Consider the following 14,125-nt stretch of genomic DNA (forward strand, 5'->3'; position numbering starts at 1 on the left):
GGGTCCTGCCGGTGTTCGATTCCGTCCAGGCGCTGATCGACGAGCACCGCCGGGTGCAGGAGGAGCTCTCCGACCCGGCGGTGCACGCCGACGCCGCGCGCGCCAAGCGCGTCAATCGCCGCTATGCGGAGCTGTCCAAGATCGTCTCGGCGCACGAGACCTGGCTCGCGGCCTCCGACGATCTCGACGCGGCGCGCGAGCTGGCACGAGAGGACGAGGCCTTCGCGGCCGAGGTGCCTGGCCTCGAGGAGGCGCAGGCGCAGGCGCAGGAACGCCTGCGCCGCCTCCTCATCCCGCGCGATCCGGACGACGCCCGTGACGTGATCATGGAGATCAAGGCGGGGGAGGGCGGTGCGGAGAGCGCTCTGTTCGCCGCCGACCTGCTGCGCATGTATCTGCAGTATGCGACGTCGATGGGCTGGAAGACCGAGCTCCTCGAGCGCAACGAGTCCGACCTCGGCGGCTACAAAGACGTCCAGGTGGCCATCAAGGGATCCTCCAACGATCCGGCCCAGGGCGTGTGGGCGCACCTCAAGTACGAGGGCGGGGTACACCGCGTGCAGCGGGTGCCGGCCACCGAGTCGCAGGGGCGTATCCACACCTCGACCACCGGGGTGCTGGTTTTCCCCGAGGTCGATGAACCGGATGAGATCGAGATCAGCCAGAACGATCTGAAGATCGACGTGTTCCGTTCTTCCGGTCCCGGGGGGCAGTCGGTGAACACGACGGACTCTGCGGTGCGCATCACGCACGTGCCCACCGGCATCGTGGTGTCGATGCAGAACGAGAAGTCGCAGCTGCAGAACCGGGAGGCGGGGATGCGCGTGCTGCGGGCCCGCCTGCTCGCGAAGCAGCAGGAGGAACGGGACGCCGCGGCGTCCGACGCCCGCCGGTCGCAGATCCGTGGCATGGATCGGTCCGAGCGCATCCGGACGTACAACTTCCCGGAGAACCGGATCGCAGATCACCGCACCGGATACAAGGCCTACAACCTCGATCAGGTGATGGACGGCGCGCTCGCGCCGATCGTCGAATCGTGCATCACCGCCGATGAAGAGTCGCGCCTGGCCGCCCTCAACGCCTGACCCCGCGTTCCCGTCCCCACCCGCGCTTCGTCGAATCCACGCCGTTCTGGCGCGCCCCCAGGGTGGGCTCGGCGGAGGTGAGAGGGGGGCTAGATCTGGTACTCGGGGGCGGTGAGGATGCCGCGGATGTCGTCGCCGGGGGAACGGTGACGGGCCCTGGCCGGCACGCCGATGAGCACGGAGTCCGCGGGGGCATCGTGGGTCACCACGGCGTTCGCACCGACCGCCGTCCGCGCGCCGAGCGTCACGGGGCCGAGGATCTTCGCGCCGGATCCCACCGCGACGCCGTCGCCGAGTGTGGGATGCCGCTTGCCGGTGTCATGGGTGCGCCCGCCCAGCGTGACGCCGTGGTACAGCATCACGTCGTCACCGATCTCCGCGGTCTCCCCGATCACCACGCCCATGCCGTGATCGATGAAGAAGCGCCGCCCGATCGTGGCCCCGGGGTGGATCTCGATACCGGTGAGCCAGCGGGTCAGCTGGGAGAGGGCGCGCGCCGGGAAACGCACGCCGCGCACCCACAGCGCGTGCGACAGACGGTGCATCCACACCGCGTGCAGACCAGGGTAGAGCAGGGCCACCTCGAGCCCGCTCCGCGCCGCAGGGTCACGCAGGCGGGCAGCGGCGACGTCCTCCCGCACGCGGGACCAGAGCGACACCTCAGTCCTCGCGGAGATCCTCGAACAGTGCGGTGGTGAGGTACCGCTCCCCGGTATCCGGAACGACGACCACGATCGTCTTGCCCGCGTTCTCCGGGCGCCGCGCGACCTCCAGGGCGGCCCACACGGCGGCGCCGGACGACATCCCGACGAGCAGGCCCTCCTGTGCGGCCAGCTCGCGGGCCACGCGCAGGGCATCATCGAAGTCGACGTCGACGACCTCGTCGATCACGTCGCGGTCGAGGATCTCCGGGACGAAGTTCGGGCCGATGCCCTGGATCTTGTGCGGGCCGGGGTGGCCCGCGGTGAGGATAGGGGAGTCCTTGGGCTCGACGGCGATGATCTGAACGCCGGGGACGCGCTCCTTGAGCACCTGGCCGACGCCGGTGATGGTGCCGCCGGTGCCGATGCCCGCGACGAAGACGTCGACCTTCCCGTCGGTGTCGCGCAGGATCTCCTCAGCGGTGGTGCGGCGGTGGATCTCCGGGTTCGCGGCGTTCTCGAACTGGCGCACCCAGACAGCGCCCGGGGTGTCCTCGACGATCTGCTTGGCCACGTTCACGGCCTCGGACATGCCCTTGGTGGGATCGGTGAGGACGAGCTCGGCGCCGAACGCCTTCAGCAGCACCCGCCGCTCCTTCGACATCGAAGCCGGCATCGTGAGGATGACGCGGTAGCCGCGGGCCGCGCCCACCATCGCCAGGGCGATGCCGGTGTTGCCGCTGGTGGACTCCACGATCGTCCCGCCGGGCTGGAGCTCTCCGGCGGCTTCCGCGGCGTCGATGAGGGCGATGCCGAGACGGTCCTTGACGCTGGAAGCCGGGTTGTAGAACTCGAGCTTGGCCAGCACCGTCGCACCCACCCCCTCGGTGACGCGGTTGAGCCGGACCAGCGGGGTGTTGCCGAACGCGGTGGTGATGTCTGCGTGGATGCCGGACATGCGAGGCCTTTCCGAGAGGGACGAGGTCGAGGCGCATCGTGGTCGACGTGCGTGCCACAGCCTAACGGCCACAACCCGGAGGACGACCGAATATGACGAGGAGACGGCCCCGTCCGCCGTGGCGGTCTCTGGTGGTCGGGATACGCTGACGGGCGTGTCAGAGAATGCCATGACCATCGCAGACGCCCTCCGGCGGGCGGCCGCCCGCCTGGCCGAGGCCGGCGTGCACGATCCCGTGGTCGACGCCGAGCTCCTGCTCGGGCATATCCAGCAGAGCAGCCGCGGGGCGGTGCAGGCGGCCGCGATGCGCGGCGACGCCATCGGCGCCGCAGACGTAGCGGCCTTCGACACCGCCGTCGCACGCCGCGCGCAGCGGGAGCCGCTGCAGCACATCACCGGCACGGCGCCGTTCCGTCATCTTCTGCTCGCGGTCGGCCCCGGAGTGTTCGTGCCGCGGCCGGAGACCGAGACCGTCGCGCAGTTCGCGATCGACCTGCTGCGCGCCGACGCTGACCCTGCGCCGATCGGCATCGACCTCGGCACGGGCTCCGGCGCGATCGCGATCGCGATGGCCACGGAGGTGCCCCATGCGCGGGTCTACGCGGCGGAGCTCTCCGACGACGCGATCCGCTGGACCCGCCGCAACGTCGCGGGCGTCGACAACCTCGTCCTCGTCCACGCCGATCTCGGAGCAGCCTTCGACGAGCTCGCCGGAACAGCGGCGGTCGTGGTCTCCAACCCGCCCTACGTGCCGGACGCGGCGATCCCCCGTGACGCGGAGGTGCGCTTGTTCGACCCCGCGATGGCGCTGTACGGCGGCCCGGACGGTCTCGACGTCGTCCGCGTCCTCAGCGCGCGCGCTCTGCTCCTCCTGCGCTCCGGCGGTGCTCTCATCATCGAGCACGGCGAGCTGCAGGGGGAGCAGATCCGCACCCTGCTCGCCGCGGACGGGTGGCGTGCGGCGACCACCCATCCCGATCTCACCGGCCGGGACCGCACCACCATCGCGATCCTTCCCTGAACACGGCCCCCGGGCCGTCCGCATAGAATCGATCCGATATGTCCTCGATCTTCGACTGCCGCGATGAGGCACAGCTTCTCGCGGGGATGCGCAATGCCCGTCAGGCGATCGCCCGTGGCGAGCTCGTCGTCGTCCCCACCGACACCGTCTACGGCGTCGCGGCCGACGCCTTCAGCCCGGCGTCCGTCCAACGGCTCCTCGATGCCAAGGGGCGTGGCCGCCAGCAGCCTCCGCCCGTGCTGGTGTCCGGGCACGCCATGCTCGCCGCTCTCGTCGAATCGGTTCCCGAGGAGATCGAGCGGCTTGTGGAGAGCTTCTGGCCGGGCGGCCTGACCATCGTCCTGCCGGCTCAGCCCTCGCTGTCGTGGGACCTCGGTGACACGGAGGGCACTGTCGCGGTGCGCATGCCGGACAGCGCGCTCACGCGCGAGCTGATCGAGGAGACCGGCCCGCTGGCGGTCTCCAGCGCGAACCTCACAGGCTTTCCCGCCGCCGTCACCTCGCCGGGCGCTGAGCGGATGCTGGGCGAGCTGGTCGCGGTGTACCTCGACGACGGCCCGAGCCGGCTGGGTCTTGCCTCCACGATCATCGATGCGACCTCGCTGGTGACGCGGCCTGCCGGTGACCCGGAGCGCCGCGTGCGCATCCTGCGGGAGGGCACCATCTCGCGTCATGCGCTGGAGGCGGTGCTGGGCGACATCCTGGAGCCCGAGGCGGCTGCCGCGGACGCGACGGCCACGGCGGAAGCCCCGGCGGCGGCGCTCGATGCCGCGCAGACGCTGCCGGACGCCGCAGATGCGCCGCAGACCGCGTCCGCCGGCGAGGCGGAGGACGCGGTGGCGCACGAGCCGATCGCGGCCGTGGGGGAGCAGGACGCACCGGCGCCCCCGAACGAGAGCGCGTGAAGCAATACGTCTTCGTCATCATCCTGACCGCGGCGATCACGCTGGTGCTCACGTGGGCGGTGTGGCGGCTGAGCCTGCGCTTCAAGCTCTATCCGGCGATCCGCGAGCGCGACGTCCACACCACCCCGACCCCGCGGCTGGGTGGCATCGCGATCTTCCTCGGCGTGGCGGCGGCGATCGCCGTCTCCGCGGCGAACCCCTTCTTCGAGAGGCTCTGGAATCCGCCCCAGGCGATGTGGGCGGTGCTGGGCGCGAGCCTGCTCATCGTGATCGTCGGCGTCGCGGACGACCTGTGGGACCTGGACTGGATGATCAAGCTGGCCGCACAGTTCCTGGCGGCGGGGATCATCGCCGTCGGTGGCGGCCTGCAGATCCTGTCGCTCCCGATCGGCGGGATGGCGATCGTGTCTGGCTGGGCGAGCGCGATCCTCACGATGCTCGCGATCGTGATCGTGATGAACGCGGTGAACTTCATCGACGGCCTCGATGGGCTGGTGGCCGGGGTCTGCCTCATCGCGAACGCGGTGTTCTTCGCCTACTCCTACATGTTCACCCGTGATGCCGGCCAGACCAGCTACTTCACGCTGGCGTCCTTCCTCGCAGCCGTGCTGATCGGCGCCTGCCTCGGATTCCTGCCCCTCAACTGGAGTCCGGCCAAACTCTTCATGGGCGACTCCGGTGCCCTCGTGATCGGTCTGCTGATGGCGACGTCGGCGGTCGCCATCACGGGGCAGATGCCGCCGTCGGCGCTGGACCCTGAGCTGCTGGGCCGCTCGCAGCTGCTCGGCGCATTCATCCCGATCCTGCTGCCGATCGTGGTCGTGCTGCTGCCGTTGCTCGATTTCGGGCTGGCCGTGCTGCGCCGCGTCGGGAAGGGGAAGTCGCCCTTCTCGCCGGATCGCGGGCACCTGCACCACCGGATGCTGGATCTCGGCCACCGCGATCGCGACGCGGTGCTCATCTTCTACGCGTGGACCGCCGTGGTCTCCCTCGCCGTGCTGCTGATGTACATTGGCACCCGCGAGGAGTGGCCGGGCGACTACCGCATCGGCGTCGTCTTCGGCGTCGTGGGTGTCGCCGCCTGCCTCGTCGTCACCTTCCTCCCGGCGCCGCGCGCCGTGACAGCATCGGCGAAAGCCGCTACCCCGGCCACGGCCCCCGAACAGGAGACGCGATGACCGACTCTTCCGCCCGCAAGGCGCCCACCAGCAATCTGATGCTGCGCAAGACGCTCGTCTGGACCGCGATCGCGGCCGTCGCCCTGGCTGTGCTCGGCGGCGTGCTCGGCATGCTCTTTGCGGGGCAGGACGGCCTGTGGAGCGCGCTGGCCGGTGTGGTGGTCGCGGTGGTGTTCCTCGCGCTCACGCCGCTGAGCATGCTGATCGCCAACCGGTGGTACGGCTCAGACCAGTTCGTGACGATCTTCTTCGGCGTCGTCATGGGGGGATGGCTGCTGAAGTTCGTGCTGTTCTTCTTCGCGATGGTGTTCCTGCGCGATCAGGAGTGGCTCGTGCCCACGATCACCGTCGTGGCCCTGGTCGTCGGCATCGCCGTGAGCCTGGGCATCGACGCCATCGCGTTCACCAAGGCGCGGGTTCCGTACGCCTCCGAGGTTGCCCTCCCGGGGGACGAGGACGACCGCGATTCGTGAGCCTGAGAAAATCTTGATAGTCTCTCTGAGGGTTCGCTGAGCGATCACTCACCTGCGGGGTGCCGTCACGGCGCCTCGGACTCCCCATCCCAATCGTCGCGCCGGCCACCGCCGGTGCCCCGAAGTTGGAGCTGCAACGTTGACACACGCCGCGAGCCTGCTCTTCCGGACCGCAACGGATGGTGAAGGATTCCACCCGCCGTCGATCACGGAGTTCTTCCCCGAGATCCTCCTGGAGTTCGGACCCTTCGCGATCCACCGGATCCACCTTGTGCAGTTCCTCGCGACCGCCGTCCTGATCCTGGTCCTGGTTCTCGGCACCCGCCGCCTGCGCCTCGTGCCGGGCCGTGCTCAGACGATCCTCGAGATGGGCTTCAGCCTCGTTCGCGTCAACATCGCGCACGACATGATCGGACGCAAGGACGGCGACCGCTTCCTGCCGTTGCTGACCACGATGTTCTTCATGATCCTGTTCTTCAACATCACGGGTGTCATCCCGGGGCTGAACATCGCAGGAACGAGCATCATCGCGGTGCCGCTGGTGCTCGCGGTCATCAGCTACGTGACCTTCATCTACGCGGGTATCCGCAAGAGCCCGATCGGATTCTTCCGCAACGCGCTCTTCCCGCCCGGGGTTCCGCCGGCACTGTACGTGATCGTCGCCCCGCTCGAGTTCATCTCGACCTTCATCGTCCGTCCCGTCACACTGACGCTGCGTCTGCTGATGAACATGATGGTCGGCCACCTGATGCTCGTGCTGTTCTTCGCCGCCACCCAGTTCTTCGTCGTCAGCATGGGCGGCTTCTGGACCGTGCTGGGCGCGGGAACGCTCGCCTTCGGCTTCGCCTTCACCGGCTTCGAGATCCTGGTGGCGTTCCTCCAGGCCTACGTCTTCACCATTCTGACCGCGGTGTACATCCAACTCGCCATCGCGGACGAGCACTGACCCGGACGGCTTCTGCCGCCACAATGAAAGGAAAATCCCGTGGATTCTGTCACCGTTCTCGCTGAGGTCACCGGTTCCATCGCCAACGTCGGCTATGGCCTCGCAGCCATCGGCCCGGCCATCGGTGTTGGCATCGTCGTCGGCAAGACGATCGAGGGCACCGCTCGCCAGCCCGAGCTCGCCGGCAAGCTCCAGGCCACGATGTGGATCGGTATCGCCTTCACCGAGGCGCTCGCGTTCGTGGGCATCGGCGTGGCGTTCCTCTTCGGCATTTGACCCGCTTCCCCGACACTCAAGACACCTAAGGAGACAGGATGCTGAACGCTCTTGTCACGGTCGCGGCGGAAGAGTCGAACCAAAACCCGATGCTCCCGGCGATGTACGACATCGTCTGGTCGCTGGTCTGCTTCGTCCTCATCCTTCTCGTGGTCTGGAAGGTCGCCCTTCCCCGCGTGACCAAGATGCTCGATGAGCGCTCCGCTGCCATCGAGGGCAACATCGCCAAGGCCGACGAGGCGCAGAAGCAGGCCGAGGCCGCGCTGGAGGAGTACACCCGCCAGCTCGCCGAGGCCCGCGTCGAGGCCGGAGAGATCCGTGAGGCCGCGCGCGAAGAGGGCAAGCAGATCGTCGCAGAGGCGAAGGACGCGGCCGTTGCCGAGGCCTCCCGTGTGACCGCTTCCGCCCAGGCCCAGATCGAGGCGGAGCGCCAGGCGGCGCTGGTCTCGCTGCGTGGTGAGGTGGGCTCGCTGGCCCTCGACCTCGCCGGCGGCGTTGTGGGCGAGACGCTCTCCGACGACGCCCGTGCGACCGCTGTGGTCGACCGCTTCCTCGCCGACCTCGAGGCATCAGAGAAGGCGGCCCAGTAATGGGCAGCGCGACCACTCAGGCACTGGCGGCATCGACGGCGGCGCTGTCGGCGTCGTCCGGCGTGACCCTCGACACCGCGGCCGAGCTCTTCGCCGTCGCGCGTGCGGTGGGGGAGTCCGCTCAGCTGAGCGGCGCGCTGGTCGACCCCGCGGCGGCTCCGGAGGCTCGTTCCGCGCTCGCCGAGCGTGTCTTCGCGAGCCTCTCGGATGTGACGCGCGCCATCGTCGGCACCGCGATCTCCCAGCGCTGGTCGAGCCCGTCCGATCTCGTCGACGGGATCGAGGAGCTGGGCATCCGTGCTGCGGCGATCGCCGCCCCCGACGCGGACATCGCCGGCGAGCTGTTCGGGTTCTCGCGCGTCATCGCCGAGAACTCCGAGCTCGAGCTCGCCCTGGGCAGCCGTCTGGGCGACGGCGCGGCCAAGGGCCAGCTGGTCTCCACGCTGGTCGGCCAGGCCGTGAGCCCGGCCACGGCGCTGATCGCCTCGTCTCTCGTGCGCGACGCGCGCGGCCGCCGGGTGCGTCAGCTGCTGAGCAGGGCGACGCGTCTCGTCGCCGCGCAGCGTGAGCGGGCGGTGGCGACCGTGCACACCGCCGCGCCGTTGACCGACGCGCAGCGTACGCGCCTCTCCGACGCCCTCTCGCGTCGCTACGGCTCTGCCGTGGCGCTGAGCGAGGTCGTCGACCCGGCACTGGTGGGCGGCCTGCGCGTGCAGATCGCCGACGACGTCATCGACGGCAGCATCTCGGCCCGTCTCGCGGACCTCCGTCAGAGACTCGCGGGCTAACAGACTTCGCGCGGCCGACCCCGCGCACCCCTCTCCGATACAAAGGGAAGACAATGGCAGAACTATCGATCAGCCCCGACGTCATCCGCGACGCGCTGAAGGACTTCGTCGCCGCCTACGAGCCGACGGGAGCCGCGGCAACCGAGGTCGGCACCGTCGTGGACGCCGCTGACGGGATCGCGCACGTCGAGGGCCTGCCCGGCGTCATGGCCAACGAGCTGGTGACCTTCGGCGATGGCACCCAGGGTCTGGCCCTGAACCTCGACGAGCAGGAGATCGGTGTGGTCGTCCTGGGCGACTTCACCGGCATCGAGGCCGGCCAGGAGGTGACCAGGACCGGAGAGGTGCTCTCGGTCGCCGTCGGCGACGGTTACCTCGGTCGCGTCGTCGACCCGCTCGGGAACCCGATCGACGGCCTGGGCCCCGTGGCCTCCGAGGGACGTCGCGAGCTGGAGCTCCAGGCACCGGGCGTCATGCAGCGCAAGAGCGTCCACGAGCCGATGCAGACCGGCATCAAGGCGATCGACGCGATGATCCCCGTCGGCCGCGGTCAGCGTCAGCTCATCATCGGCGACCGCCAGACCGGCAAGACCGCGATCGCGATCGACACGATCATCAACCAGAAGTCCAACTGGGAGTCCGGCGACGTCAACAAGCAGGTGCGCTGCATCTACGTCGCTATCGGCCAGAAGGGCTCGACGATCGCCTCGGTGAAGGGCGCCCTCGAGGAAGCCGGCGCGATGGAGTACACCACCATCGTCGCGGCCCCCGCATCCGACGCGGCCGGCTTCAAGTACCTCGCCCCCTACACCGGCTCGGCCATCGGTCAGCACTGGATGTACGGCGGCAAGCACGTCCTCATCATCTTCGACGACCTGTCCAAGCAGGCCGAGGCCTACCGCGCCGTGTCGCTTCTGCTGCGCCGCCCGCCGGGGCGCGAGGCCTACCCTGGCGACGTCTTCTACCTGCACTCGCGTCTGCTCGAGCGTTGCGCGAAGCTGTCGGACGAGCTGGGCGCCGGATCGATGACCGGTCTTCCGATCATCGAGACGAAGGCGAACGACGTCTCCGCGTACATCCCGACCAACGTGATCTCCATCACCGACGGCCAGATCTTCCTCCAGTCCGACCTCTTCAACGCCAACCAGCGTCCGGCGGTCGACGTGGGTATCTCGGTGTCCCGTGTCGGTGGTGACGCTCAGGTCAAGTCCATCAAGAAGGTCTCCGGAACGCTGAAGCTCGAGCTCGCGCAGTACCGTGCGCTCGAGGCCTTCGCGATGTTCGCGAGCGACCTCGACGCCGCATCGCGTCGTCAGCTCGCCCGCGGTGCGCGCCTGACCGAGCTGCTCAAGCAGCCGCAGTACTCGCCGTACCCGGTCGAGGAGCAGACCGTCTCGATCTGGGCCGGCACCAAGGGCAAGCTCGACACCATCGAGGTCGAGGACGTCCTGCGCTTCGAGAAGGAGCTGCTGGAGCACCTGCGTCGCAATTCCACCGTCCTCGACACGCTGCGTGAGACGAACGTCCTCGACGCCGACACCGAGGCCCAGCTGGAGAAGGAGGTCGACGCGTTCCTCGCCGGCTTCCAGGGCGGCAAGGGCCACGGCATCGGTGACCCGGGCAACGAGTCGGTCCCCGCTCAGGACATCGACGACGTGAACCAGGAGAAGATCGTCAAGGGTCGTCGCGCGTAATCGCGCGGGTATCACGCTATGGGTGCACAACTCCGGGTCTACAAGCAGAAGATCAACACTGCTCAGACCACAAAGAAGATCACGAAGGCCATGGAGCTCATCGCGGCCTCGCGCATTCAGAAGGCGATGGCGCGCGTGCGCGCGTCCTCGCCCTTCGCGCGGGCCGTGACCCGGGCGGTGTCGGCCGTCGCGACCCACTCGAACGTCGATCACCCGCTGACGCGCGAGCCGGAGGTGATCCGCCGTTCTGCGGTGGTCATCTTCACCTCCGACCGCGGTCTGGCCGGCGCGTTCAACTCGCAGGTCATCCGCGAGGCGATGGAGCTGGCCGAGCTGCTGCGCAGCGAGGGCCGGGAGCCGGTGTATTACCTGGTCGGCCGCAAGGCCGTCGGCTACTTCACCTTCCGCCAGTTCACGGCGGCGGCGGAGTGGACCGGTGACACCGACACCCCGCAGTTCCAGACGGCGGAGGAGATCTCGGCCGTGCTGCTCGACGCGTTCGCGCGTGGCGGGCAGGCCGGAGGCGTCGACGAGATCCATCTCGTCTACAACCGCCTCGTGAGCATGATGACCCAGACGCCGGAGACGGTGCGTCTGCTCCCGCTCGAGGTCGTGGAGGCCGAGAGCGAGGGCGAGGCCGCTGCCGACTCCCTGTATCCGCTCTACGAGTTCGAGCCGGATGCGGCGACGGTGCTCGACGCGATCCTGCCGGTGTACATCCAGAGCCGCGTTTTCAACGCGCTCCTGCAGTCGTCTGCCGCCAAGCAGGCCGCGACGCAGAAGGCGATGAAGTCGGCGAGCGACAACGCGGACAAGCTCATCACCGACTACACCCGGCTGCGCAACAACGCGCGTCAGGCCGAGATCACTCAGCAGATCGCGGAGATCGTCGGCGGCGCCGACGCCCTCGCGTCGAGCAAATAGACCACCAGGAAAGAGACGAACATGACTGCCACAGCAACCGACGTCGTCGGGCGCGTTGCACGCGTCACCGGACCCGTCGTGGACATCGAGTTCCCCCACGACGCGATCCCCGACATCTACAACGCGCTGAAGACCACGATCACGATCGGCGCAGAGTCCACCGAGATCACCCTCGAGGTCGCGCAGCACCTCGGCGATGACCTGGTCCGCGCGATCGCCCTGAAGCCCACCGACGGCATCGTCCGTGGCCAGGAGGTGCGCGACACCGGCGCCCCCATCTCTGTCCCGGTCGGCGATGTCACCAAGGGCAAGGTCTTCAACGTCATCGGCGAGATCCTCAACGCCGAGCCCGGCGAGCAGATCGAGGTCACCGAGCGCTGGCCGATCCACCGCAAGGCGCCGAACTTCGACCAGCTCGAGTCCAAGACCCAGCTGTTCGAGACCGGCATCAAGTCGATCGACCTGCTCACCCCGTACGTGCAGGGTGGCAAGATCGGCCTCTTCGGCGGTGCGGGCGTGGGCAAGACCGTCCTCATCCAGGAGATGATCCAGCGTGTGGCTCAGGACCACGGTGGTGTCTCGGTGTTCGCCGGCGTCGGTGAGCGCACCCGTGAGGGCAACGACCTCATCCACGAGATGGAGGAGGCCGGCGTCTTCGACAAGACCGCCCTCGTCTTCGGCCAGATGGACGAGCCGCCGGGGACGCGTCTGCGTGTCGCGCTGTCCGCCCTGACGATGGCGGAGTACTTCCGCGACGTGCAGAAGCAGGACGTGCTGCTGTTCATCGACAACATCTTCCGCTTCACGCAGGCGGGTTCCGAGGTGTCGACGCTGCTCGGCCGCATGCCGTCCGCGGTGGGCTACCAGCCGAACCTGGCCGACGAGATGGGCCTCCTGCAGGAGCGCATCACCTCGACCCGCGGCCACTCGATCACCTCGCTGCAGGCGATCTACGTGCCGGCCGACGACTACACCGACCCGGCGCCCGCGACCACCTTCGCGCACCTCGACGCCACCACGGAGCTCTCGCGTGAGATCGCCTCGCGCGGTCTCTACCCGGCGATCGACCCGCTGACCTCGACCTCGCGGATCATGGACCCCCGCTACCTGGGCGAGGACCACTACCGCGTGGCGACGACGGTCAAGCAGATCCTGCAGAAGAACAAGGAGCTGCAGGAGATCATCGCGATCCTCGGTGTCGACGAGCTGTCCGAAGAGGACAAGATCATCGTCGCCCGTGCGCGCCGGATCCAGCAGTTCCTGTCGCAGAACACCTACATGGCGAAGAAGTTCACCGGTGTCGAGGGCTCCACGGTGCCCCTCAAGGAGACGATCGAGTCGTTCGACGCGATCGCGCGCGGTGACTTCGACCACGTCGCCGAGCAGGCCTTCTTCAACGTCGGTCCGATCTCGGACGTCGAGGAGAAGTGGGCGCAGATCCAGAAGGAGAACGCCTGATCATGGCGCTGCATGTCAGTCTGGTCTCGGCGACCGCAGAGGTCTGGACCGGCGAGGCGGACCTCGTCGTGGCCAAGACGGTCGAGGGCGAGATCGGCTTCATGTCCGGTCACGAGCCGGTGCTCGCCATCCTCGCCGAGGGACAGGTGCGGATCACGCAGAACGACGGGACCCGCATCGTGGCCAACGCCCAGGACGGCTTCGTCTCGATGGAGGGCGACAACCTGACCATCGTCGCCGGAAACGCGGCGCTCGTCGCCTGACAGGCATCCGATATCCCGAATGAGGGAGGCCCACGGGCCTCCCTCATTCGCGTCTGAACCGCGGGAGCATCCAGTCATGAAGATCCTTCTGCCGCCCTCGGAGACCAAACGAGCCGGTGGCGGAGCGGCACCGCTCGAGATCGCCGCCCTCGCACTGCCTGGCCTGGGTCCGCAGCGGGAGGAGGTCGTCAGTGCGCTCGTGGCGCTGGCGGCCGATGCCGCGGAGACCCGGCGCGTGCTCAAACTCAGCGACCGGCAGCTGGACGATGCCGTCGCCGACAACCGCGCGCTGCGCACCGGGCCGACGATGCATGCTGTCGACCGCTACACCGGCGTGCTCTATGACGCCCTCGACGCGGCATCGCTCGGCGCCGCGTCCCGCCGCTGGCTGGGCGCGCACGCGTGGATCCACTCTGCGCCCTTCGGCCCGATCGGCGCGCTCGATCCGATTCCGGCGTACCGGCTCGCAGCCGGAAGCTCTCTGCCGGGCACGGCGCCGCTGCGGCGGCTCTGGGCGGCCCCGGCGGGGACCGCGATCCGTGCGGCGGAGCCGTCCTTCGTCCTCGACCTGCGGTCGGAGTCGTATGTCGCGCTCGGCCCGATCCCGGCGGACGTGCCGGCGGCCTATGTGCGTGTCGTTGCGGACGAGGATGGACACGCACGGGCGCTCAACCACTTCAACAAGAAGGGCAAGGGGCTGCTCGTACGTGCCCTCGCGGAGGCGCGGCCCCGTGTCACGAGCCGGCGCGGCCTGCTGGCATGGGCGCAGTCAGCCGATGTGCGCCTGCGCGAGACCGACGACCCCCGGGTGCTCGAGCTGGTGGCATCGCCCTGACCCGAGCGCTGCGGGATGACGCGCCGCGACCTTGAACCCTGCGCCGCGCCGCCGCTAGCATGTGCAATGCCGTGGCGCGGCCCCCACCCA

15 protein-coding genes and 1 pseudogene are annotated in these 14,125 nt (G+C 68.8%); 14 read left to right on the forward strand and 2 right to left on the reverse strand.

Annotated features, from left to right (window positions below; all coding sequences use genetic code 11):
* Nucleotides 1–11 precede the first annotated feature (11 nt).
* A complete protein-coding gene (gene prfA, locus AC3RXY_RS07665) occupies nucleotides 12–1,085 on the forward strand; it encodes a peptide chain release factor 1 (protein ID WP_491510310.1) in 1,074 nt (357 codons plus the stop codon).
* A gap of 89 nt (nucleotides 1,086–1,174) precedes the next feature.
* Here the strand turns inward: prfA and epsC are convergent, their stop codons facing one another.
* Together epsC and cysK are read right to left on the reverse strand one after the other, a co-directional pair.
* Entirely contained in the window at nucleotides 1,175–1,744 is a 570-nt protein-coding gene (epsC, locus tag AC3RXY_RS07670; protein ID WP_491510311.1) for a serine O-acetyltransferase EpsC, read from the reverse strand.
* 1 nt (nucleotide 1,745) lies between these two features.
* On the reverse strand, nucleotides 1,746–2,684 hold the full coding sequence (cysK, locus tag AC3RXY_RS07675; protein WP_491510312.1) for a cysteine synthase A: 939 nt from the start codon (nucleotides 2,682–2,684) through the stop codon (nucleotides 1,746–1,748).
* A 169-nt stretch (nucleotides 2,685–2,853) separates the two neighbouring features.
* Here cysK and prmC point away from each other — a divergent pair, with 169 nt between their 5' ends.
* The 13 genes and pseudogenes from prmC to AC3RXY_RS07740 all read left to right on the forward strand — a co-directional run bounded on the left by prmC (nucleotide 2,854) and on the right by AC3RXY_RS07740 (nucleotide 14,035).
* Nucleotides 2,854–3,705, forward strand: a complete 852-nt coding sequence (gene prmC / locus AC3RXY_RS07680) for a peptide chain release factor N(5)-glutamine methyltransferase (protein WP_491510424.1) — start codon at nucleotides 2,854–2,856, stop codon at nucleotides 3,703–3,705.
* Nucleotides 3,706–3,743: 38 nt separating this feature from the next.
* Nucleotides 3,744–4,427: pseudogene (locus AC3RXY_RS07685) on the forward strand (L-threonylcarbamoyladenylate synthase); the annotation flags it as partial.
* Between the two features lie 179 nt (nucleotides 4,428–4,606).
* Complete coding sequence (locus AC3RXY_RS07690) at nucleotides 4,607–5,788, forward strand: MraY family glycosyltransferase (RefSeq protein ID WP_491510313.1); 1,182 nt, start codon at nucleotides 4,607–4,609, stop codon at nucleotides 5,786–5,788.
* Nucleotides 5,785–6,261 (forward strand): Cg1360 family ATP-synthase-associated protein, encoded by a 477-nt coding sequence (locus AC3RXY_RS07695; protein WP_491510314.1) that lies wholly within the window; start codon nucleotides 5,785–5,787, stop codon nucleotides 6,259–6,261. Before AC3RXY_RS07690 ends, AC3RXY_RS07695 begins: the two co-directional genes overlap by 4 nt.
* A gap of 139 nt (nucleotides 6,262–6,400) precedes the next feature.
* Entirely contained in the window at nucleotides 6,401–7,207 is an 807-nt protein-coding gene (gene atpB / locus AC3RXY_RS07700) for a F0F1 ATP synthase subunit A (protein ID WP_491510315.1), read from the forward strand.
* A gap of 39 nt (nucleotides 7,208–7,246) precedes the next feature.
* Nucleotides 7,247–7,483 (forward strand): F0F1 ATP synthase subunit C, encoded by a 237-nt coding sequence (gene atpE, locus AC3RXY_RS07705; protein WP_491510316.1) that lies wholly within the window; start codon nucleotides 7,247–7,249, stop codon nucleotides 7,481–7,483.
* Nucleotides 7,484–7,521: 38 nt separating this feature from the next.
* Nucleotides 7,522–8,073 carry a F0F1 ATP synthase subunit B gene (locus tag AC3RXY_RS07710; protein ID WP_491510317.1) on the forward strand — a complete coding sequence of 184 codons (552 nt, stop codon included), beginning with the start codon at nucleotides 7,522–7,524 and terminating at the stop codon, nucleotides 8,071–8,073.
* Nucleotides 8,073–8,861, forward strand: coding sequence for a F0F1 ATP synthase subunit delta (locus tag AC3RXY_RS07715; RefSeq protein WP_491510318.1), 789 nt, complete (start codon nucleotides 8,073–8,075; stop codon nucleotides 8,859–8,861). Before AC3RXY_RS07710 ends, AC3RXY_RS07715 begins: the two co-directional genes overlap by 1 nt.
* A 53-nt stretch (nucleotides 8,862–8,914) precedes the next feature.
* Entirely contained in the window at nucleotides 8,915–10,555 is a 1,641-nt protein-coding gene (atpA, locus tag AC3RXY_RS07720; protein ID WP_491510319.1) for a F0F1 ATP synthase subunit alpha, read from the forward strand.
* Between the two features lie 18 nt (nucleotides 10,556–10,573).
* A complete protein-coding gene (locus tag AC3RXY_RS07725; protein WP_491510320.1) occupies nucleotides 10,574–11,479 on the forward strand; it encodes a F0F1 ATP synthase subunit gamma in 906 nt (301 codons plus the stop codon).
* Nucleotides 11,480–11,500: 21 nt separating this feature from the next.
* Nucleotides 11,501–12,937 (forward strand): F0F1 ATP synthase subunit beta, encoded by a 1,437-nt coding sequence (gene atpD / locus AC3RXY_RS07730; protein WP_491510321.1) that lies wholly within the window; start codon nucleotides 11,501–11,503, stop codon nucleotides 12,935–12,937.
* A 2-nt stretch (nucleotides 12,938–12,939) separates the two neighbouring features.
* The gene (locus AC3RXY_RS07735) at nucleotides 12,940–13,200 is read left to right on the forward strand and encodes a F0F1 ATP synthase subunit epsilon (RefSeq protein WP_491510322.1); all 261 of its coding nucleotides are present in this window, start codon (nucleotides 12,940–12,942) and stop codon (nucleotides 13,198–13,200) included.
* Nucleotides 13,201–13,276: 76 nt separating this feature from the next.
* On the forward strand, nucleotides 13,277–14,035 hold the full coding sequence (locus AC3RXY_RS07740) for a YaaA family protein (RefSeq protein WP_491510323.1): 759 nt from the start codon (nucleotides 13,277–13,279) through the stop codon (nucleotides 14,033–14,035).
* Nucleotides 14,036–14,125: the final 90 nt, after the last annotated feature.

The organism is Microbacterium longlingense (assembly GCF_058349825.2).